General features: G+C 71.4%; 18 protein-coding genes. 14 read left to right on the forward strand and 4 right to left on the reverse strand.

Translation table 11 applies throughout. The annotated features are described in order from the left end of the window. Together ACTIFU_RS13915 and pbpC are read left to right on the forward strand one after the other, a co-directional pair. Positions 1–389: hypothetical protein (locus tag ACTIFU_RS13915; RefSeq protein WP_439578914.1), on the forward strand; the 389-nt coding region annotated here is incomplete at its 5' end. A gap of 1 nt (position 390) precedes the next feature. Further along, the gene (gene pbpC, locus ACTIFU_RS13920; RefSeq protein WP_439578915.1) at positions 391–2,364 is read left to right on the forward strand and encodes a penicillin-binding protein 1C; all 1,974 of its coding nucleotides are present in this window, start codon (positions 391–393) and stop codon (positions 2,362–2,364) included. Here the strand turns inward: pbpC and ACTIFU_RS13925 are convergent. Together ACTIFU_RS13925 and ACTIFU_RS13930 are read right to left on the reverse strand one after the other, a co-directional pair. Then, a complete protein-coding gene (locus ACTIFU_RS13925) occupies positions 2,356–4,287 on the reverse strand; it encodes a TRAP transporter permease (RefSeq protein WP_439578916.1) in 1,932 nt (643 codons plus the stop codon). The two genes, pbpC and ACTIFU_RS13925, sit on opposite strands and share 9 nt — an antisense overlap. A gap of 10 nt (positions 4,288–4,297) precedes the next feature. Continuing rightward, a complete protein-coding gene (locus tag ACTIFU_RS13930; protein WP_439578917.1) occupies positions 4,298–5,452 on the reverse strand; it encodes a TAXI family TRAP transporter solute-binding subunit in 1,155 nt (384 codons plus the stop codon). Positions 5,453–5,700: 248 nt separating this feature from the next. Between ACTIFU_RS13930 and ACTIFU_RS13935 the strand changes: the two genes are divergently transcribed. The 12 genes from ACTIFU_RS13935 to ACTIFU_RS13990 all read left to right on the forward strand — a co-directional run bounded on the left by ACTIFU_RS13935 (position 5,701) and on the right by ACTIFU_RS13990 (position 20,375). Then, positions 5,701–7,155: a TrkH family potassium uptake protein gene (locus ACTIFU_RS13935; protein ID WP_439578918.1), complete on the forward strand. Its 1,455-nt coding sequence runs from the start codon at positions 5,701–5,703 to the stop codon at positions 7,153–7,155. A 2-nt stretch (positions 7,156–7,157) separates the two neighbouring features. After that, on the forward strand, positions 7,158–7,820 hold the full coding sequence (locus ACTIFU_RS13940; protein WP_439578919.1) for a potassium channel family protein: 663 nt from the start codon (positions 7,158–7,160) through the stop codon (positions 7,818–7,820). Between the two features lie 159 nt (positions 7,821–7,979). After that, positions 7,980–9,974, forward strand: coding sequence for a type VI secretion system Vgr family protein (locus ACTIFU_RS13945; RefSeq protein WP_439578920.1), 1,995 nt, complete (start codon positions 7,980–7,982; stop codon positions 9,972–9,974). A 10-nt stretch (positions 9,975–9,984) separates the two neighbouring features. Next, positions 9,985–10,593 (forward strand): DUF6931 family protein, encoded by a 609-nt coding sequence (locus ACTIFU_RS13950; protein ID WP_439578921.1) that lies wholly within the window; start codon positions 9,985–9,987, stop codon positions 10,591–10,593. An 11-nt stretch (positions 10,594–10,604) separates the two neighbouring features. Continuing rightward, entirely contained in the window at positions 10,605–10,898 is a 294-nt protein-coding gene (locus ACTIFU_RS13955) for a PAAR domain-containing protein (protein ID WP_439578922.1), read from the forward strand. A 7-nt stretch (positions 10,899–10,905) separates the two neighbouring features. Beyond that, positions 10,906–12,324, forward strand: a complete 1,419-nt coding sequence (gene tagH, locus ACTIFU_RS13960; RefSeq protein WP_439578923.1) for a type VI secretion system-associated FHA domain protein TagH — start codon at positions 10,906–10,908, stop codon at positions 12,322–12,324. A gap of 16 nt (positions 12,325–12,340) precedes the next feature. Next, on the forward strand, positions 12,341–12,811 hold the full coding sequence (gene tssJ, locus ACTIFU_RS13965; protein ID WP_439578924.1) for a type VI secretion system lipoprotein TssJ: 471 nt from the start codon (positions 12,341–12,343) through the stop codon (positions 12,809–12,811). A gap of 42 nt (positions 12,812–12,853) precedes the next feature. Beyond that, on the forward strand, positions 12,854–14,188 hold the full coding sequence (tssK, locus tag ACTIFU_RS13970) for a type VI secretion system baseplate subunit TssK (RefSeq protein WP_439578925.1): 1,335 nt from the start codon (positions 12,854–12,856) through the stop codon (positions 14,186–14,188). Positions 14,189–14,198: 10 nt separating this feature from the next. After that, on the forward strand, positions 14,199–15,572 hold the full coding sequence (gene tssL, locus ACTIFU_RS13975) for a type VI secretion system protein TssL, long form (protein WP_439578926.1): 1,374 nt from the start codon (positions 14,199–14,201) through the stop codon (positions 15,570–15,572). Continuing rightward, positions 15,569–19,081 (forward strand): type VI secretion system membrane subunit TssM, encoded by a 3,513-nt coding sequence (gene tssM / locus ACTIFU_RS13980; RefSeq protein WP_439578927.1) that lies wholly within the window; start codon positions 15,569–15,571, stop codon positions 19,079–19,081. Before tssL ends, tssM begins: the two co-directional genes overlap by 4 nt. Next, the gene (gene tagF / locus ACTIFU_RS13985; protein ID WP_439578928.1) at positions 19,063–19,650 is read left to right on the forward strand and encodes a type VI secretion system-associated protein TagF; all 588 of its coding nucleotides are present in this window, start codon (positions 19,063–19,065) and stop codon (positions 19,648–19,650) included. Before tssM ends, tagF begins: the two co-directional genes overlap by 19 nt. Next, positions 19,647–20,375 (forward strand): PP2C family protein-serine/threonine phosphatase, encoded by a 729-nt coding sequence (locus ACTIFU_RS13990; protein WP_439578929.1) that lies wholly within the window; start codon positions 19,647–19,649, stop codon positions 20,373–20,375. Before tagF ends, ACTIFU_RS13990 begins: the two co-directional genes overlap by 4 nt. A gap of 21 nt (positions 20,376–20,396) precedes the next feature. On the opposite strand, the gene ACTIFU_RS13995 is transcribed toward ACTIFU_RS13990, so the two are convergent. Continuing rightward, on the reverse strand, positions 20,397–20,873 hold the full coding sequence (locus ACTIFU_RS13995) for an Hcp family type VI secretion system effector (RefSeq protein WP_439578930.1): 477 nt from the start codon (positions 20,871–20,873) through the stop codon (positions 20,397–20,399). Between the two features lie 294 nt (positions 20,874–21,167). Continuing rightward, positions 21,168–21,530: type VI secretion system tube protein Hcp (locus ACTIFU_RS14000; protein WP_439578931.1), on the reverse strand; the 363-nt coding region annotated here is incomplete at its 5' end.

Below are 21,530 nucleotides of genomic sequence, written 5' to 3' on the forward strand. Positions count from 1 at the left end.
TGAACCTCGACACGCTGCGCCAGAACGACGTGTTCATCCTGGTGATCGAGGGCCGGTCGGAGACGCGCGTGCTGCACCAGGCGCTGCTGGTGCACGGATTGCCCGCGGGCTGGGAGGCGGAGCCGGCGCGGCTCGGTCCGGGCGAGGTCGCGGCCTTCCCGTTCCTCGGCGAGCTCTCGCGGCCGCGCGCGCTGGCGCTGCGCGACGACCGGCTGGTGGCGCAGCTCGATCTCTCGCCGGACGAGCCGGCGTTCAAGCTTGCCTTCCTCATCCGCGCGGTGACGCCGGGCCGGTTCGAACTGCCCGGCGCGGTGCTGACCGACATGTACAAGCCGCGCTTCTTCGCGCGCCAGAACACCGGGCGGATCACGGTGGCGCCGGCCGACTGAGATGCGCCGCGCGGCACTCGCGGTCGCGCTGCTGGCGGGGAGCGTGGTCGCGCTCGACCGCGCCTTGCCGCCCGATCTCTCGCGTGCGCAGGAGGTCTCGGCCGAGGTGACCGACCGCGCGGGCGCGACGCTGTCGGTGTTCCCGGTCGCCCGCGGTGTGTGGCGCCTGCGCACGACCGTCGAGGACGTGCCGCCCGATTTCGTCGCCATGCTGCTCGCGCGCGAGGATGCGCGGTTCCGCTGGCATCCCGGCGTCGATCCGCTGGCGCTCGCCCGCGCGACGGCCCAGGCGGCGGTGCATGGGCGCGTGGTCTCGGGCGGCAGCACGATCACCATGCAGGTCGCGCGGCTGCTTGAGCCGCGGCCGCGCACGCTGCTGTCGAAGGTGGTCGAGATGGCGCGCGCCTACCAGTTGGAGGCACGCTACTCGAAGGATGAGATCCTCGGGCTGTGGCTGACGCTGGCGCCGTTCGGCGGCAATCTGGAGGGGGTACGCGCGGCGTCGCTCGCGATGTTCGGGCGGCCGCCGATGGGGCTCGATCCGGCCGAACTCGCGCTGCTGGTGGCGTTGCCGCAGCGGCCCTCGGCGCTGCGGCCCGACCGCTTCCCCGAGCGCGCGGCGGCGGCGCGCGACCGTGTGCTGGAGATCGCGACGCGTACCGGCGTGCTGTCGCCGCGCGCTGCGGCGGAAGCGCAGGCGTCCCCGGTCGAGGCCGCGCGCCATGAGATGCCGCGTCTCGCGTGGCACCTCGCCGCGCGCGAGGCCGGCGAGGGACGCGTCGCGACGACGCTCGATGCCTCGTTGCAGGCCGCGCTGGAACGGCTCGGCGCGGAGACGGCAGCGTCGTTCGATGAGCGCGCCAATCTCGCGGTGGTTGTGCTGCGCAACGCGGACCGAACGGTGGCAGCGCATCTCGGCGCGGTGCCGGGCGAGGCGCGCGCGGGCACGCTCGATCTCACGCGCGCCGTCCGCTCGCCCGGTTCGGCGTTCAAGCCGTTCCTCTACGCGCTCGCCTTCGATGCGGGCGCTGTCCGGCCGGAGACGCGCATCGCCGATCTGCCGCGCCGCTTCGACGGCTATGCGCCGGAGAACTTCGACCGCGGCTTCGCCGGCGACGTCACCGCGTTCGAGGCGCTCAGGCTATCGCTCAACCTCCCGGCCGTTGCGGTCGCCGATGCGTTCGGCCCGCTCGCCTTCGTCGCGGCGCTGGAACGCGTCGGTGCCCCGCCGCGGCTGCCGCCTGCGGATGCGGGACCGGGCCTGCCGGTCGCACTCGGCGGGTTCGGCACGACGCTGATGGAGGCGAGCGCGCTCGCGGCCGCGCTCGCCGGGGACGGCATGGTTGCAGCGCCCGTCTGGCGTGCCGGCGAGACGGCTTCGCGGCAGCGCTTCGTCTCGCGCGAGGCGGTGGGCGCGGTGCGCGCGATCCTTGCCGCCAGCACGCCGCCGCCGGGCATGCCGCCGCAGCTCCATCCGCCGCGCATCGCCTGGAAGACGGGCACGTCCTGGGGTCATCGCGACGCCTGGGCGCTCGGCGTCTCGGCGACGCACACGGTCGGCGTCTGGGTCGGACGGCCGGACGGCACACCGCTGCCGGGCCAGACCGGGCGCGCAACGGCGACGCCCCTGATGCTGCGCGTGTTCGCGCTGCTGCCCGATCCCGGACCACTGCCTGATGCTCTGCCACTGCCGCCGGCACCGGCACTCGCGCGGCTCGGCGAGACAAGCGCGGATCGGCTGCGTCTGGTGTTTCCGCCGCAGGGCGCGTCGCTCGCGGACGGGGCTGCCGTGACGTTGCGCGCGGCGGGCGGGCAGCGGCCGCTGACGTGGCTGGTGGACGGCGCGCGGATCGTCTCGCCGCGGCACCGTCGTGATGCCGCGTGGCAGCCGGCGAGCCCTGGCTTCTACCGCGTCACGGTGATCGACGCCGAAGGCGCGGCAGCGGCGGCGGAGGTGCGCGTCCGTTCACCCTGACCGGGTCGCGGGGCGCGCCAGCGTGGCGGCGATGATGCCTGCGGCGATGATGCCGAACCCGATCAGGTCGGTGGCCGGCTCGGGGGCGAGCATCAGCAGCGCGCCCGCACCGAGCACGACGCGCGCCCAGGGTGGGAGCCTTCCCACTCTGTAGAGATAGCCCTCGAAGGCAGCGGCGAGCACCAGGATCGCGACGGAAGCCGTGGCAGTCGCGAGCAGGATCGTGCCCGTCTCGCCGCGCAGGATCAGCGCCGGCTGGAGCACGAAGAAGACCGGCAGCAGCATCAGCAGGATACCGATGCGCAACGATGTCACGGCTGTCCGCATCGGGTTCGCCTTGGCGACGAAGGCGGCGGCGATCGCGGCGAGTGCGACCGGTGGGGTGATGAACGAGACGAGACCCCAGTAGAGCACGTAGAGATGCGAGGCCATCGGATCGAGACCGGCGGTGACGAGCGCGGGTGCGAGCACGATCGCGAGGAAGATGTAGCAGGCCGAGGCGGTCATCCCCATGCCGAGGATGAAGCTGGTCGCGGCGCCGAAGAACAGCAGCAGCGGGATGTTGTCGCCCGCGTACTGCACGAGCTCGCGCGAGAACGAGTTGGCCACCCCCGTCACCGACATCCCGCCGATGATCAGCCCGATCCCTGCGATCAGCGCGACGAGGCGCGCCACCGCCTCGCCCGACTCGACGACCAGCCGGACGAAGGCGCGGAGCCCGAACCCGGTCGCGCGCCGGCGGAGCAGCGCCACGCCGAGCAGGAACAGCGAGACCCAGAACGGCGCCTGCGCCTCGATCCGATAGACGATCAGCAGCACGGTCAGGCCGACGATCGCGGCGAGGTAGTACCAGCCGCCCGCGAGCGTCGGCCAGAGCGGCGGAATCTCCTCGCGCGGCACGCCGTGCAGGTGGTTGCGGGCAGCGAACAGGTCGGTCTGGAGGAACAGTGCGAGATAGTAGAGCGCCGAGGGCAGGGCGGCCGCCAGCACCACCTCGGCGTAAGGCACGTTCAGGAAGCTCGCCATGATGAACGCCGCAGCCCCCATCACCGGCGGCATCAGTGCCCCGCCGGTGGACGCGCACGCCTCGACCGCGCCGGCGTAGTGCGCGGGATAGCCGCAGCGCTTCATGGTCGGGATGGTCAGCGTGCCGGTGGTCAGCACGTTCGAGGTCGGGCTGCCGGAGAGCATGCCGAACAGCGCCGAGGAGACGACCGCCACCTTGGCCGGCCCGCCGCGGCTGGCACCCATCAGCGCGAGCGCGAAGCTCATGAAGAACGCCGCACCCCCCGTGGCGGACAGTACCACCCCGAACACCAGGAAGCCGATCAGCATGTCGGCGACCACCTGCATCGGGATGCCGATCACGCTCTCGGTGCCGAACACGTGCTCCTGGATCGTGCCCGGCAGGTCGAGCTGCACGCCCCAGAGGAAGCCGGGCATCGCATCCGCGAACAGCGGATAGGCGCCGAACACGAGGCAGACGAAGAACAGGATGGTCTCGCCGGTGCGGCGCACACCCTCGAGCACGATTGCCGTGAACACACCCGCCAGCACGGTCGGCCAGAACGGTGCGGCAGCGTTCCAGCCGCGCAACTGGATGGTCAGCGCCGAAGCGGCGAGCCACACGCCAAGGCCGGCGAGGGAAGCGGCGAGCAGCCAGTCGAACCACGGCACGCGGCGCGCGTGGCGCCGTGTGGCGGGGAAGGCGAGCAGCGCGATCGCGCCGAACAGGCCGATCACAAGGTAGTGGAACGCGGTGCTGACCGGACGGAAGCCGAACAGGCTCAGATTGAACACCTGGTTCACCGCGATCGCGAGCCCCGCCACCGACAGCACGAACGCGGCCGCGAAGGCCGCGCCGTGCAGCCGGCTCGGCGGCTCTTCAGGTGCCCCGGCCGGCGTGGCGCCGGGGCCTGTCACCGTGTGCGCCTCAGCTCAGCGCGGCAAGGGTGGCCGTGCGGCGCTCACCCCACGCCTTGCCCAGAGCCTCCTCGGAGAGATTGCGGCTGCGCGCCTCCGGCAGGAACTCGGCCCAGGCCTTCTGCAACGCCTTGTGGCGCTTCAGCATCGTGTTCTGCCAGGACTGGTGCTCTGCTGTCCACTGCCCGGCCTCGCGCAGATAGCGGATCGCCCCGTCATGGAACGCGGCATCCATCGGCGGCGTGCCGGCGAGCGCCATCTCCCAGCGCGGCATGATCGGGTTCACGGCCTTGTAGAGGTCGAAGGTCTCGGCGAGCGCCTTCATCAGCGCGTACACCTCGTCGCCCGACACGTCCGCAGGCACGGTGATCATCGGGTATCGGTAGCCCATCAGCCAGGCGGGCGCGGCCTCGGACAGCCCGGCGCCGATCGTCTCCGCGAACGGCTCGACGAACGGCACGGCGCGCTTGGCCGCTGCCCAGCCCTCGGCGTTCGCCGGATCGAGTTGCACCCACGAGATCCCGCGCGGCGAGGCTTCGAGCTCGCGCAGAGCCGCCGCTGCCGGCGCCGCACCGGCGCAGTCGGCGCGGCCCTCGATCAGCGCGCGCAGGCTCGCGCCGTAGGAGGGCACCTGGACGAGCTGCACGTCGTTCCAGGTCAGCCCCGCGAAGGCGAGGATCGGCTCGACCTTGATGTTCACCGAGGAGTTCGCCGGCGCATAGGCCATGCGCTTGCCCTTGAGGTCGGCCGGCTTGGTGATGCCGCTCTCCTTCGTCGCCACCACCGAGAACGAGTTCTTGCGCCCGGCGAGCGTGCGGAAGTCCTGCGGTCCCCAGTCGGGGGCGGCGAACTCGTAGAGCCCCTCGACCGCGAAGTAGAGCTCGTTCGCCAGCCAGCCATGGCTCACGCGCTTCTGCTTCAGCGGCAGGATGCGGCCGATCGAGGTGCCGGAGGGCTGCAGCCGCACGCGGGTGCCGAAGGCGCGGCCGAACGCGTCGGCGATCGCCGAGGCCTCGACATAGCCGGTAGAGCCGACGTCATAGACCGACCAGACCATCGTGCCGGGCAGGCCCTGGATCGTCCGTGTCTGGGCGATCGCCGGGCGTCCGAGCAGTCCCGCGCCAAGCCCGCCGGCAAGTGCGAATGTGCCGCGTCGTGTCAGCATCCGAGTCCTCCCGTCGCTGTTCGTTGCGGGCGCTGTGCCGCCCGTCGGTTCCGGGAGTCGGGCACAGACGGGCGGGGCGCGTCAATCGGCGCCATGGCGCGCTATGCACGTGCTAGGGTCTCCTTGCGACTCCTCGCCGGTCCAACGAACGCATCCTGCCGCACGTGCCATTCCTCTTGTTCCGCATTGCGCTCGTCCGGTCGGCCCGGCCCGGGAACCGCCCAGGCGCCGTGCGGGTGGGCTGAGCCTTGGCGTCGACCGCCACGCTCTCGTTCGCCGTCCGCCCGCGTGTGCTCGGGCGGCTCACAGGGCGCGTCGCGCTGCTGCTGACGGGCATCAACGCACCGCTCGTGCTGCTCTCGCTGATCGACCAGGAGTGGGCAGGGGCAGGGGCCCATGCCGCCGTGCTGGCGACGCTGCTGGGGCTGTGGGTACTGCTCTCGTGGGGCAGGCCGGCGGCGGTGCCGCAGACCAACGAGGCGATGGTGATCTCGGCGATTGCCTTCGGGCTCGGCTCGGCCGCGCTCGCGTTGCCCTGGTGGGCCGAGGGCGTGCCGTTCATCGACGCGCTGTTCGAGGGCGTCTCGGCGGTCACCACCACCGGGCTCTCGACGCTCGACAGCGTCGAGAACAAGCCGTGGTCGTTCCTGTTCGCGCGTGCCTGGGGCCAGTGGTCGGGCGGGCTGATGATCGTGCTGCTCGCGCTGTTCCTGACGCTCGAGCGCGGCGCGGTGGCGGGCCGCTGGCTCTCGTACCAGCTCACCGCCGAGGAAGTGATGCTGGGTTCGCGCGCCTGGATGCGGACCATGACGATCGTCTATGGCCTGCTGTCGGCGGGAGGGATCGCCGTCTATCTCGCAGCCGGGCTCGATCCGTGGACTGCGCTGCTGCACGGGCTCACGACCGTCTGCGGCGGCGGGTTCTCGACCGTCGATGCAAGCCTCGGCGGCGTGGGCGGGCGCGCGGTCCAGACGGTCGGCATGCTCGGCGGCGTGCTCGGCGCGATCTCGTTCCTGATCTGGCCGCAGCTGCGCAAAGGGCGCTGGCGCGAGGTGCTGGCCGCGCCGGAACTGCGCGCCTTCGCGGGCCTCTGCATCCTTGGCGCGGTGGCGCTTTACGGCACGATGACCCTGCTCTCGGGCCTGCCCTGGCGCGAGACACTGTGGGACGCTGCGCTGATGTCGCTCTCCTGCCAGGCGACCACCGGGTTCTCGACCCTCGACCTCGCCCCGCTCGATGCCGCCTCGAAACTGGTGATGATCACGCAGATGATCCTCGGCGGCGACACTGCCTCTACGGCAGGCGGGATCAAGATGTTCCGCCTGATCGCCATGCTGCGGCTGATCCGGAGCGCGATCGCGCGCACGGCCCTGGCGCCGCACGCAGTGATTCCGACACGGGCCGGCGAGGCCGACCTGATCCGCGGCACCGCGACCGTCGTGACGCTGTTCGCGGTGGTGCTGATTGCGGTCTGGGGTATCTTCCTCGCCGCCGGCATCGATCCGGTCGATGCGCTCTATGATTGCGCCTCCGCGCTCTCGACCTGCGGCGCCTCGGTGGGGGTCGCCTCGCACACGCTCGCGTGGCCCTTGAAGCTGGTCCTCACCGTGACAATGCTGGTCGGGCGTCTGGAGATCGTCGCCTTCCTGGTGCTCGCCTATCCGCGCACCTGGATCGGACGGCGCCAGGACGAAGGGAGATAGCGATGCGGGTGGTGATCGTCGGCGCGTCCAATCTGGCGGCGGCCACCGCCGAGTCGTTGACACAACGCGGCCACGAGGTGGTGATCGTCGAGCGCGACCGCGCCCGCATCGATGAACTCGGCGAGCGGCTCGACGCCGCCTTTGTTGCCGGCGACGGGATCCGGCCCTCGATCCTGAAGGAAACCTCGCCCGACGAGTGCGAGGCCTTGCTCGCGCTCACCAGCGGCGATCAGGACAACATCCTGGCTGCACTGGTGGGCCGCTCGGTCGGGTTCCAGCGCGTGCTGCCGAAGGTCTCGGACCCGGAACTGGAGAACGTCGCGATCGAGGTCGGACTGACCGAACTGCTCGTGCCGGAACGGACCATGGCCCAGGCGATCGCCGACCGGGTCGAGGGCGGGGCGGGAACAGGTGCGGAACAGATGATCCCGGCCGGGTTCCGGCTGTTCACCTTCATCGCCAGCATGGAGGATGCCGAGCGCGAGGTGCTGAAGGACCTGCCGCGCGGGGTGAAGCCGCTCGCGATCTTCCGCGGCGACGGCTTCGTGCTGCCGTCCGAGACCGACCAGGTGCACGCGGGCGACCGGGTGCTGCTGATTCTGCCGGCGGACCGTTACGACGACATGCTGGCCAAGCGGGCCAAGGGCAAGCGCAGGGGCGGATAGCACCGTGCACCGCGACACATCTCATCGTGTGAGAGGTGGTTGCGTCGGCATGTTCGGCACTCGTTTCCGCGGAAAGGCCTCGCGCGGCGGACGGGTTTGCGTGACCAGCGGGCGAGGACTGGGTATAGTTTCGGCGATGGACCGCAGTCTGAGCAGATCATGACGACGCTGAGCCAGGAGGGACGGCTTCTCAAGATCGCCTCGCCGCTCGGCGACGACGTGCTGATCCTGCGGGGGCTGCACGGCGAGGAGGGCATCGGCAGGCTGTTCCGTTTTCGGCTCGATCTGTCGGCGAACGATCCGGCGATCGCGGCGAACGACATCCTCGGCAAGGCGGTGACCTGTACCATCGCGCCCAAGGAAGAGGGGGCGCGCCACATCAACGGCTATGTCGTCCGATTCGGGCCGGGCGAAGGCACGAGCCGCGACTACACGCAGTATGTCGCCGAGATCGTTCCGTGGTTCTGGTTCCTCACGCACACCAGGGACTGCCGGGTGTTCCAGAGCAAGACGACGCAGGAGATCCTTGAGGTCCTGTTCGGTGATGCGGGGTTCAGCGCCTACGACTTCCAGATCGAAGGCTCGCTGCCGACCCGGGAGTACGTGATCCAGTACAACGAGACCGACTTCGACTTCGCCTGCCGGCTGATGGCGGAGGACGGGCTGTTCTGGTACTGCACCCACGCCGATGGCGCCCATACGCTGGTGATCGGCGACACCAACAACGCCTTCCCCGAGGCCGACGGGCCCAAGCTCGTCTCGGCGCTCGGCGCGCAGGGTGTCGCGACCCACAGCGGCACGACCGTCGAGGAGGCGTGGGTGCCCGGCAAGGTGGCGACTGCCGACTACGAGTTCCGCGCCTCGCAGGACGTGCTGCCGGCCGAGGCGAACTCGGTGCTCGGCCGTCCACTGGCCGACAAGTTCGAGGTGTTCGACTGGCCCGGCCACTACGCCACCACCGGCAAGGGCGACAGCGCGGCGTCCGCCTCCGACGGCGATCCGATCAAGCAGCGCATGATCGAGGCGATCGAGGCGCAGTCGGCCCGCGTCAGCTTCTCGAGCGCGTCGGCTTGGCTTGCGCCCGGACATCGGATCACGATCGGCACCTATGCCGATGACGACGCGGCCGATCGCAAGCTGGTGGTGGAGACACAGAGCCACCAGGCAGTGGACGAGACCCACCTGAATGCGCGTTCGGTGCCGAGCTACGGCTGCTCGGTGATCTGTTTCCCGGCCGACCTGACCTATCGCCCGGCGATCCGCTCCACACCGCCGACGATGCCCGGGCTGATGTCGGCGGTGGTGGTGGGGCCGTCGGGGGAGGAGATCTTCGTCGACGAGTTCGGCCGGGTGAAGGTGCAGTTCCACTGGGACCGGCTCGGGGCCAAGGACGAGAACAGCTCCTGCTGGTGCCGCCTCAGCCAGGCCTGGGCCGGCGAGGGCTGGGGGATGTTCCACTTCCCGCGCATCGGCTCGGAGGTGCTGGTCGGGTTCCTCGATGGCGATCCGAACCATCCCGTGATCATCGGCTCGCTGCACAACGGCCAGAAGACCGTGCCGATCCCGCTGCCGGACGAGAAGACCAAGACCGGCTTCATCACCCGCTCCTCCACGGGTGGGGGGGCCTCGGACTTCAACGCCTTCTGGTTCGACGACAAGGCCGGCAGCGAGAAGGTCTATTTTCAGGCGCAGAAGGACTACGAGCGGCTGGTGAAGAACAACGAGACCGTCCACGTGAAGGCGGACCGCAGCTTCAAGGTTGACGGCAAGCAGGACCACATCACCAAGGGCGACTACGCGTTCAAGGTCACCCAGGGCGACCACAAGGTGACGATCGACCAGGGAAACCGTGCGGTCCAGGTCAAGATGGGCAACTACAGCACCAAGGTGGACATGGGGAACATGGACACCAAGGTCGGCATGGGCAACTACGACGTGAAGGTGCCGCTCGGCAAGGTGACCATCGAGGCCATGCAGGAGATCATGCTCAAGGTCGGCGGCTCGAGCGTGAAGATCGACCAGATGGGCGTGACCATCAAAGGGATGATGGTGAAGATCGAGGGCACCGTCATGCTGGAGGCGAAGGGCCTGATGACCAAGGTGGGCGGCGACGCGATGCTGATGGTCAAGGGCGGCATCGTGATGATCAACTGAGCGAGGGGCGATGAGCACGCAGGACACTGCCTCGCCTCAGCGCCCGCCGGTCAAGCTGAAGGCGGCGGAGATGAAGACGGTGCTGGAGCGGGCCGACCTGACGCCGGATGCGCTGAAGATCGCCTCCGGCTGCCCGGACGTGCCGGCGGCGATCGACGCGCTGGCGCAGGCCGGGCTGGTCACCGATGCCACCCGGATGGTCGCGCATGCGCTGCCCAAGCGCGAGGCGGTCTGGTGGGCCTGCATGTGCGCGCGCGCCACCGAGCCTGCCCCGCCGCCCGCCGACGTCGAGGCCCTGACCGCGGCCGAGACCTGGGTGCGCAAGCCCGAGGAGCCGAACCGCCGCCAGGCCATGGCCAAGGCTGAGGCGGCCGGGTTCCGCACGCCCGAGGCCTGGGCCGCGATCGGCGCGTTCTGGTCCGGCGGCTCGATGGCGCCGGAGGGTCAGCCCGTGGTGCCGCCGGGCGATCACCTGACCGGGCTCGCGGTCGCCGGCGCGGTGTCGCTCGCCGCCGTGCGCAAGCATCCCGAGAAGGCGGATGCGACGTTGCGCGCCTTCCTTGCGAGCGCGCTCGACATCGCCGGCGGCGGTGCCGGGCGGATCGCGCCGGTCGCCTGAAGGGAGGCGCCATGTTCCCGGCCGCCCGGATCACCGATATGCATGTCTGCCCGATGTTCACCGGGCCCGTGCCGCATGTCGGCGGACCGATCTCCGGACCCTGCGCGCCGACGGTCCTGATCATGGGCCTGCCGGCCGCGCGGGTGACCGACATGTGCATCTGCGTCGGCCCGCCGGACGTGATTGTCATGGGCAGCATGACGGTTCTGATCATGAACCTGCCGGCGGCGCGGCTGACCAGCCAGTGTGCCCATGGCGGCGTGATCGTGGGCCCCGGCGCGCCGACCGTGCTGATCGGCGGATGACCTGACGATGGACCTGGTGCTGTCGATCGTCCGCTGCCCCGACGCGGCGGTGCCTGAGAGCCGCAGTTTCGGCGGCGGCGAGGTGGTGATCGGCCGCGGCGAGGACTGCTCCTGGAAGCTGGCCGATCCGGACCAGCACTTGTCGCGTCGGCATTGCAGCGTGGCGTTCCGCGGCGGTGCGTGGCGCGTCACCGACCTCTCGACCAACGGCACGCATGTCAATCGCTCGCCCACGCCGATCGGCAAGGGCAACGAGGTGCCGCTGCATGACGGTGACCGGCTGACGCTCGGCGAGTACGAGATCGAGGTGCGCATCCAGGACGCCGGTTCGGCGACGATCGGCGGTATCGGCGGGCTCCCGGCCCATGACGACCCGTTCGCGCCGTTCACATCCGAGCCTCCGGTGGGGCCGGGTCGGGTGGATGTCGGCGGGCCGCTGATCCCGGACGATTTCAGCCCCGACGCCCCGGGGCCGCAGGAGTCCGAGCCCTGGCACGGTGGCAGCCGTCCCGACCACACCCCGGCGGGGTCCGACTTCTATGCGCCGCCCAGGGTGTCGACGCCGGTGATCCCCGACGACTTCGACCTAGACGCGCCCCCGGGCAAGCCGTCGGCCCCGCCATCGGGCCCTGGCGGCAAGCTCCCCGACGCGTGGGACCTCGACGAACCGCTGACCCCGCCGCAGCCGCCGGCGCGGCCGGCAGAGCCCCTGCCGCCCGGTTCCTGGGACCTGGACGCGCCGCCTGCGCCGCCTGGGCCGCCCACGCTGCCGGCGCACCAGGCGCCGCCTCCGCCCGCCGCCGCGCCGCCGCCCGTCGCCCGCGCGCCCGAGCCCGCTGCGGCCCCGGGCGATGCCGCGCTGCTCAACGCCTTTCTCGACGGCATGGGGCTCGCCGGCATCGAGCCCGGCGGGCCCGATCCGGCGACGCTGATGAAGGGGCTGGGGGCTGCGTTCCGCGCCTTCGTCGAGGGGCTGCGCGAGGTGCTGATCACGCGCGCGACCATCAAGAGCGAGTTCCGGATCGAGCAGACCATCATCGCCGCGCGCGGCAACAACCCGCTGAAGTTCAGCCCCACGCCTGAGGACGCGCTGGTGGCGATGCTCGGGCGCAGCCGTGCGTTCATGGCGCCTGAGGCGGCCGTGAAGGACGCGCTCGACGACATCAAGCGCCACGAGATCGCCACCATGGAGGCGATGCAGGCGGCGGTGCGCGGGCTGCTTGCCCGGCTCGATCCGGCCGCGATCCGGACCGAGGCCGAGCAGGGCGGGGGCCTGTCGCTGCTCCCGGCGCAGAAGCGCGCGCGGGCCTTCGAGCTCTACGAGCAGCGCTTCGCGGCTGCGCTGGCCGATCTCGATGACAGTTCCGATGGTGCCTTCGCGCGCGTCTTCGCCAAGGCCTACGAGGCCGCCTCGGGCAAGCGGTAAGGGAGGAGCGAGCGTGATGCAGAGACCCCTGGGCGCGCCGGGACGGCGCTTGGTGCTGGCCTCGCTTGGGGCCGGACTTGTCGCCGGCGCCGGGCCCGCGCCGCCGCCGGTCGTCGATCTCACGGTGCAGGTCGGCCCGCAGGTGAATCCCGGGATCGACGGCCGCCCGCTGCCGGTCGCGGTGAAGCTCTACCTGCTGACGGCGGCGGGCAAGTTCCAGGCGGCGGACGTGTTCGCGCTGATCGAGCGCGAGGCCGCCACGCTGGGCGCCGAGCTGATCGCGAGCGAGCAGATCGTGTTCGAGCCGGGCCAGACGCGCCAGATCACCCGCGAGGCCGACAGCCGCACGCGCTTCCTCGGCACCGCCGTGCTGTTCCGCGACATCGACCGGGCGCAGTGGAAATCGATCCAGCCTGTCGCCTCGACCGGGGTGACGCGGCTCCGCCTGACGGCCGACCGACTGGAGAGCGCGCTTAACCCCGCCTAGCGAACCGATGTAGCCTGCACCACCTCAGGTGGAAGGGACGGAATGTTCTGGCAGAACAAGGTGGTCTGGCGCGAGGGGATGTTCCTGCGCGCGCAGCACTTCCAGCAGCAGGATCGCTTCGTCGAGGCGCTCGTGCGATCGGCGACCGCCTCGCTCACGCCATTCCCCTGGGGCGTGGCCAGCGTGACGATCGACCGCGAGCTGCTCGGCACCGGCCGCTTCGCGCTCGCCGCTGCCGCCGGCGTGCTGGAGGACGGCACACCCTTCGCCATCCCGGACGAGACCGACCATCCGCCACCGATCGAGCCGGGCGAGAATGTCCGCAACTGCCTCGTCTATCTGGCCGCGCCGACGCGCCAGGCCGGCGCGATCGAGGTCGCGTCCGACGGGCCCGAGGCGAAGGCGACGCGATTCGCGCCCTCCGCCTACGAGGCATTCGACACGCATTCGGCGTCGGCCTCCGCCGCCGAGCTCCAGGTCGGGCGGCTCCGGTTGAGCTATCTGCTCGAGACCCAGGACCGCGGCGGCTTCGTCGGCCTGCCGGTCGCGCGCATCCTGGAAGTGCTGCCGGACCGCAAGATCGTGCTGGACGAGCGCTGGATCGCGCCGGCGCTGGTGTGCAGCGCGGTCACCCCCCTGATGGGGTTCATCAACGAGCTCACGGGCATGTTGCGCCAGCGCGCCGAGGCGATCGCGGCGCGGCTTGGCCAGCCGGGCGCGCGCGGCGTCGCCGAGATCACCGACTTCCTGCTGCTCCAGACCATCAACCGCGTCGAGCCGCTCTTGTCGCACTGGTCCGCGGCCGGCGCGGTGCACCCCGAGACGCTCTACCGCGCCCTCGCCTCGCTTGCCGGCGAACTTGCCACCTTCACCGAGGCGTCCCGCCGCCCGCCCGCCTATCCGGCCTATCGCCACGAGGACCTGCAACGCAGCTTTGCCCCTGTGATCGCTGATCTGCGCAAGAGCCTCTCGGCGGTGGTCGAAACCACGGCGGTCGCGATCCCGCTGCAGGAGCGGCGCTTCGGCGTGCGGGTCGGGCCGATCGTCGATCGGAATATTCTCAAGGCGTCGCAGTTCGTCCTCTCGGTGCAGGCCGACATGCCGGCCGAGCAGCTCCGCCGCGTGTTCCCGAACACGGTGAAGATCGGCGCGGTCGAGCAGATCCGCGAGCTGGTCAATGTCGCCCTGCCCGGCATCCAGGTGCGGCCGCTGCCGGTCGCGCCGCGGCAGATCCCGTTCTACGCCGGGGCGACCTACTTCGAGCTCGATCGCGGCAGCCCGCACTGGCAGCAGATGCAGACTTCGGGCGGGTTCGCGATCCATGTCTCGGGCGACTATCCCAACCTAAAGCTCGAGCTCTGGGCGATCCGGGGCTGAGGAGCGCCAGATGCCACAGGACAACCCCTTCGCCGAACCCGGCGACGACGACCGGACAGTGATCCGCCCCGCGCCGGGCGGACGGGCGCGCGTGGAGCAGCGCCAGGCCGCCGCGCCTGCCGAGTCCTCGCCGTTGCCGCCGCTCGCCACCGCGCCCGCTTCGGGCGGTGCCGAGGCGATCCCGCGCGTCGGCATCAACGCGGTCGCCGCCGCGGCCGCGCCGCTGCTCGATCTGGTCGGCCGGCTCCGCAACACCGCGCGCCCGCCCGAGGCCGGCGATCTGCGCGAGCGCGCGATCGCCGCGCTGCGCCAGTTCGAGGCGGATGCGCGCGCAGGCGGCGTACCGGCCGAGCAGATCCGCGCTGCGCACTACGTGCTCTGCGCCACGCTCGACGACGTCGTGCTGAACACGCCCTGGGGCAGCCAGAGCGCCTGGGCGACCTCGAGCCTGATCTCGACGTTCCACCGCGAGACCGGCTCGGGCGACCGGTTCTTCGCGCTGCTCGAGCATCTCCAGAAGGAACCCGGCCGGCACAAGGAGGTGCTGGAGCTGATGCATCTCTGCCTCAGCCTCGGCTTCCAGGGCCGCTACCGGCTGAGCGCGCGCGGACCCGCCGAGCACGAGCGGGTGCGCGAGAGCCTCTACGCGGTGGTGATGGGCCATCGCCAGGCGCCGCACCGCGATCTCTCGCCGAGATGGCGCGGGCTGGAGGCCGCATGGCGCCCGCCCGGCCGCGCGGTGCCGATCTGGGTGATCGGCGCGCTGGCGGCGGCGATTCTGGGCGGGCTCTACGCCTTCTTCGCCTTCTCGCTGAACAGCCGCTCGGATTCGGTGTTCGCCCAGGTGCTCCAGGTGCCGCCGCTGACCCAGCCCGCACTCGCCCGCGTGGCCCCGCCGCCACCTCCGCCGCCTCCACCGCCGCCCGAGGCCGGGCCCGACCAGCCGACGCGGATCGCCACCTTCCTCGCGCCGGAGATCCGCGAGGGGCTGGTCGCCGTGCTCGCCTCGCCGCAGATCATCGTCATCCGCATCAAGGCCTCGGGCATGTTCGCCTCGGCCCAGGCGGAGGTGACGCCGCGCTTCGTGCCGATCCTGGAACGCATCGGCAATGCGCTGAAGGAGGAGCCGGGTGACGTTCTGGTGGTCGGACATTCCGACTCCATCCCGATCCGCACCGTGCGCTTCCCCTCCAACTACCACCTCTCGACCGCGCGCGCGGAATCGGCACGGGCGGTGATCGCGCGCACGATCGGCGATCCCAATCGCCTGCGCTCCGAGGGGCGAGCAGATGCCGAGCCGATCGCCGACAACGCGACGCCCGAAGGGCGGGAGCAGAACCGCCGCATCGAGCTGATCATGCCGCGCATGGAGCGGCCGCTGTGAAGCCGCCGGCGGGACTCGCGGCGCTGGCCGGCAAGCTCTGGCTGCGCGCCGGCGTCAGCCTGATCGGCGTCGGGCTGCTCGCGACGCTGATCTGGTGGTTCGGGCCGCTGCTCGTGATCGGTGGGGTCGCGCCGCTCGAGAGCGAGATGGTGCGGCTCGGCATCATCGCGGTGCTCGTGCTGATCTGGGCGGTCTGGACCTTCATCGCCTGGCGCAAGCGGAAGAAGGCCGAAGCAGCGCTGATCGCCGGCGCCTCCGCGGCCGACCCGACCGCCGAGGCGGTCTCGGACGAGGTCGCCGCGCTCAAGAGCAAGCTCGCCGAGGCGCTGACCCTGCTCTCCAAGGCGCGCGGCTCGGGCGCGCTCGACGAACTGCCCTGGTACGTGATCATCGGCCCGCCCGGCTCGGGCAAGACCACGGCGCTGATGAACGCGGGGCTCAACTTCCCTCTCGCCGACCGGATGGGCGGGGCGCGGCTCTCCGGCGTCGGCGGCACGCGGCTCTGCGACTGGTGGTTCACCGACCAGGCTGTGCTGATCGACACGGCCGGCCGCTACACCACCCAGGACAGCGATGCGGCGGTGGACAAGGCCGGCTGGCAGGCCTTCCTCGATCTCTTGCGCCGGAACCGCCCGAACAGCCCGCTGAACGGCGCGCTGGTGGCGATCAGCGTCGCCGATCTCGCCACCCTCTCGCGCGAGGATCGGCTCGCGCATGCGCGTGCCGTGCGCGCGCGGCTGAAGGAGCTCGACGAGCGGCTGGGCGTGCGCCTGCCGGTCTATGTGCTGTTCACCAAGGCCGACCTGATCGCCGGCTTCACCGAGCATTTCGACGATCTCGACAAGGAGGGGCGGGACCAGGTCTGGGGCGAGACCTTCCCGCGCGACGCCAAGGGCGCCGAGCCGTTCCGCGCCGCCTTCGCGAGCCTGCTCGAGCGCATCAATGCGCGCATCCCCGTGCGCGTGCAGACCGAGCGCAGCCCCGACCGGCGCGCGGCGCTGGCGGCCTTCCCGGCGCAGCTCGCCTCGATGGAGGGCCCAGCGGCGGAGTTCCTCGACGCGGCGTTCGGCGAGAGCCGTCTCGATCCGGCACCGTTCCTGCGCGGCGTCTATCTCACCTCCGGCACGCAGGAGGGTACGCCGATCGACCGGCTCACCGGGGCGATGGCGCGGCTGTTCAACGTGCCGAGCGCGCGCGCCGCCGCGCCTGCGCCGGGGCAGGGGCGGAGCTACTTCCTCGGCCGGCTGCTGCGCGAGGTGGTGTTCGGCGAGTCCGGACTCGTCGCCTCCAAGCCCGGCGCGCAGACGCGCAAGCGGGTGATCTCGATCGGCGCCTGGGTGCTCGCGGCGCTTGCCGTGCTCGGCCTCGGCGGCGTGTGGTTCAACGCCTACCGCACCAACCAGGAGCAGGTCGCCCGGCTGGAGACGGCCAAGCGCGAGTTCGCCGAGGCTGCGCAGGCGGTGCAGTTCGATCCGGTGGCCGAGGCGGATCTGCTTGCTGTGCTGCCGCTGCTCGACCGCGCCCGCGCGTTGCCCTTCGGCCCGGACGACCAGGAGCGGGGCTCAGGGTTCGGGCTCGGCCAGGCGGACAAGCTCGCCGCGGCCTCGAACGCCGTCTATCGCCGCCAGCTCGACCGCGTGCTGCTGCCGCGCCTGCTCTGGCGGCTGGAATCGCAGATGCGCGGCGCGCTCAACCGCCCCGACTTCCTCTACGAGGCGACGCGCGTCTATCTGATGCTCGGCCAGCAGGGGCCGCTGGACCGCGCGCTGATCCGCGACTGGATGGCGCTCGACTGGCAGCAGGCGTTTCCGCAGCACGCAGACTCGCGCACGCGGCTGGCGCGTCATCTCGACGCCATGCTCGCCGCACCGATGGCTGCCTACCCGCTCGACGGCGCACTGATCGACGAGGCGCGGCGGGTGTTCTCGCGCCTGCCGCTGGCGGGGCGGGCCTATTCGCGGCTCCGCCCGCTCGCGGCCGCGGCCAACATCCCCGATTTCTCGCCCGCCCAGGCGGCGGGCGCGGCCGGCGCACGGGTGTTCACCCGAGCCTCGGGCAAGCCGCTCACCGAGGGGATCCCGGGCGTCTATACGGTCGAGGGGTTCCACCGCGCCGTGCTGCCGGCGCTGCCGCGCGTCGCGCGCGAGGTCGCCTCGGAGTCCTGGGTGCTCGGCCCGGGCAGCGCGGTCACGCTCGACGAGGCCGCTCTCGCGCGGCTCCAGCGCCAGATCCTCGACGAGCACTACTACCCGGCCTACGCCCAGGCGTGGCAGGAGCTGCTGAACGATCTCGCGATCGTGCCGTTCCGCGCCATGCCGCAGGCGATCGACACGCTGAACATCCTGTCGGCACCGCAATCGCCGATGCGTGACCTGTTGGCAGCGGTCGCACGCCAGCTCACGCTCTCGCGCGACCCCGACGCGGCGCCGGCGCAGCCGGGCGCGCAGCCCGGCGCGGCCCCGACCACGCCGGCGCAGCGGCTTCAGGCCGTGTTCGGCGCGGCCGCACCGGCCGGCGAGGCGCCGAAGCCGATCGGCGCGGCGATCGACGAGCAGTTCGAGGCGCTGCGCAGCTATGTCGGCGCCGGCCCCGGCGCGCCGATCGACAACACGCTCAGAATCATGAACGAGCTCTACCAGCAGCTTGCGCGCCTCGCCGCCTCGCCCGCCGGCGCGCCGCCGCCGGCCGCGGGGCTCGATCCGGCGCAGCAGCTCCAGGGCGAGGCCGCGCGCGTGCCGCCGCCGGTGAACACCTGGCTGCGCGGGGTCGCGCAGTCGGGTACGGCGGTGCGCGCGGGCGGCGTGCAGCAGGCGGTCGCCGGCGCGCTTGCCGCCGGTGTGGCGCCGCTCTGCACGGCAGCCGTCGGCAACCGCTTCCCGTTCGTGCGTGGCGCGCAGGCCGAGACGCCGATGGACGACTTCGCGCGGCTGTTCGCGCCGGGCGGGCTGATCGACGGGTTCTTCAACACCAACCTGCGTCCGTTCGTCGATATCGGCGCGCGGCCGTGGCGGGCGCAGCCCTCGGACGGGATCACCCTACCGATCAGCCAGGGGGCGCTGATGAACTTCTACCGCGCCAGCGTGATCCGCGACGTGTTCTTCGCCGGCGGGCCGCAGCCGCAGATCCGCTTCGAGATCCAGCCCGTTTCGATGGATCAGGGGGCGCGCCAGGCGCTGCTCGATCTCGACGGCGTGACGATCTCCTACGCGCACGGGCCGTCGCGGCCGACCCAGGTGATGTGGCCCGGGCCGAACCGCATGACCAATGTCCGCCTGGTGCTCGACCCCCCGCCCGCGAGTGGCGTGGGCACCATCAACGAATCGGGTCCCTGGGCGCTGTTCCGGCTGTTCAGCCGCGCCCAGGTCGCGCGTGGGCGGGTGCCGGAGGAATTCTCGCTCACCTTCTCGCTGGGCGAGCGCAGCGTCACCTACGTCGTCCGCGCCGGCAGCGTGTTCAATCCGTTCGCGCTGCGCGAACTCTCGGAGTTCCGGTGCCCGGCGCTGCAATAGTGGGCGCGGCCTCGCCGCCCGGGCTGTTCGGCAAGCTGCCGGAGCAGAGGGATTTCGTTCGCCGGTCCCTGCCCGAGGGGTTCGTCGCACCCTGGGACGCGTGGCTGCGCGCCGGGCTGGAGGAGAGCCGCGCGCGGCTCGGCGAGGCGTGGCTCGCGGCGTTCCTGGAGGCGCCGATCTGGCGCTTCGCGCTCGCCCCCGGCGTGTGCGGCGCGCGTGGTGCTGCCGGCGTGCTCGCGCCCAGCGTCGATGCGGTCGGGCGGCACTTCCCGATCACGCTCGCGGCGCTGACCGACGCCGCGCCGGATCCGGGCGCATCGCCCTGGCACGACGCGCTGGAGGCCATCGCGATCGACGCGGTGACCGAGGGCTGGACTGCGGAGAGGCTCGCGGCCGCCCTCGCCCCGACGGGCCCGCCGCCCGAGGGTACGATGGCCGGCGGCAGCGTGTGGCAGACGCTCGGTGCGCCGCGCGTCCAGCCGCGACGGCTCGAGCTCACCGCGCTGCCGGCGCCACCGGCGTTCGCCGACATGCTCGCTGATGCGGCGGGCGAGGCGGCCGCGCCATGAGCGCGCCCGCTCCCTGCCGCGGCTGGGGTGCCACGCATGCCGGAACGAAGCGGCCGAGCAACCAGGATGCGTACCTGCTGCGCTCCGAGATCGGGCTCTGGGCCGTTGCCGACGGCGCCGGCGGGCACGGCGGTGGCGAGATTGCCTCGGCGCGCGTGGTCGAGGAGCTGCGCGCGCTGCCGCTGGGGCTTTCTTCCGGTGAGCTGCTTGCGCGCACCCGCGACGCGCTTGAAGAGGCGAATGCGGCACTGCGGGAGGAGGCACGCGCGCGCGGACCGAGCGCGATGCTCGCCTCGACCGTGGTCGCGCTGATGCTCCGGGGGGGGCATTTCGCCTGCCTCTGGGCCGGCGACAGCCGCTGCTATCTCTGGCGTGGCGGGTATCTGACGCGGCTGACGCGCGACCACTCGATGGTGCAGGAGCTGGTCGATGCGGGAGCGCTCACGGAGGAGGGGGCCGCGCGCCACCCGCACGCCAACGTGGTCACGCGCGCGGTCGGCGCCGACGACACGCTTAACCTCGACAAGGTGACGGGGCAGGTCATGTCAGGCGATCTGTTCGTGCTGTGCTCGGACGGGGTGGCGAAGGATCTCGGCGATGCGGCGATCGCGTCGGCTCTGATCGCGGGCGGCGACGGGCAGGGGCTTGCGGACTCGCTGATCGCGCTCGCGATGACGGCGGGCAGCACCGACAACGTCACGGTGGTGGTGGTGCGCTGCCCGTGATGCGGACAGCGCACCGGCGCGTCAGAGCGTGGTGGCCTGGCCGATGTCGTAGGCCACCTTCATCTTGTTCGCGTCCTTGCCGGCGGCATCGCTGCCCGTGTAGCTGTACTCGATCTTCACGAAGTTCAGGCTGAGCGACTCCGACGGCTGGTCGCCGCCCGAGGACACCGAGTAACTGGAGATCAGCACGTCCTCGAACTTGTACATGCAGAGCTCGGCCATCTCCTTGCCGGTGCGCGTGACGGCGACCTTCACCATCTTGCCGCTCTGGCCGATCAGGCTCTCCTCGAGCAGCTTCGGCGACGAGACGTCCATCACCTTGGTGACCACGACCTCGCTGATCGACGGGGCGGAGGACTCGCGCTTGGCGGCCCGGCCGGTCGGGGTGGAGATACCGCGACCGCTGCCCAACTGCACCGAGCCGAGCTCGATCCATTTCTCGTAGCCCTTGGCGGTGACGTTCCCGTCGATGCCGTCGTACTTCATGTAGATGGCCATGAGACGCTGTTCCTTTCCGTCCGTGTCGCCCTTCCGGCCGGGCGCTCGCCGGACCCGGATCGCTACTGCTTGGCAACGTAGCTGAAACCCCGGCCGGAATCGAGAGGCGGTCGATGACAGCAATGCCCGCCGGCGGCGGCCTTGCGAACGGTGATCCGTCACCGCCCCGGTCCAGGGCCTGGTGCGGCTCGTCCCGGTCGGTGACTGGTGCAGCCCTCATGCGTTGACCCGCAGCAGAGACGAAACGGGCCCGGCGCGACGGCCGGGCCCGCAACCGTCACGCGTCGAGGCGCGTCAGAGCGTGGTGGCCTGGCCGATGTCGTAGGCCACCTTCATCTTGTTCGCGTCCTTGCCGGCGGCATCGCTGCCCGTGTAGCTGTACTCGATCTTCACGAAGTTCAGGCTGAGCGACTCCGACGGCTGGTCGCCGCCCGAGGACACCGAATAGCCGGAGATCAGCACGTCCTCGAACTTGTACATGCAGAGCTCGGCCATCTCCTTGCCGGTGCGCGTGACGGCGACCTTCACCATCTTGCCGCTCTGGCCGATCAGGCTCTCCTCGAGCAGCTTCGGCGACGACACGTCCATCACCTTGGTGACCACGACCTCGCTGATCGACGGGGCGGAGGACTCGCGCTTGGCGGCCCGGCCGGTCGG

It is taken from the genome of Elioraea sp. (assembly GCF_051860475.1).
Lineage (GTDB): Bacteria > Pseudomonadota > Alphaproteobacteria > Acetobacterales > Acetobacteraceae > Elioraea.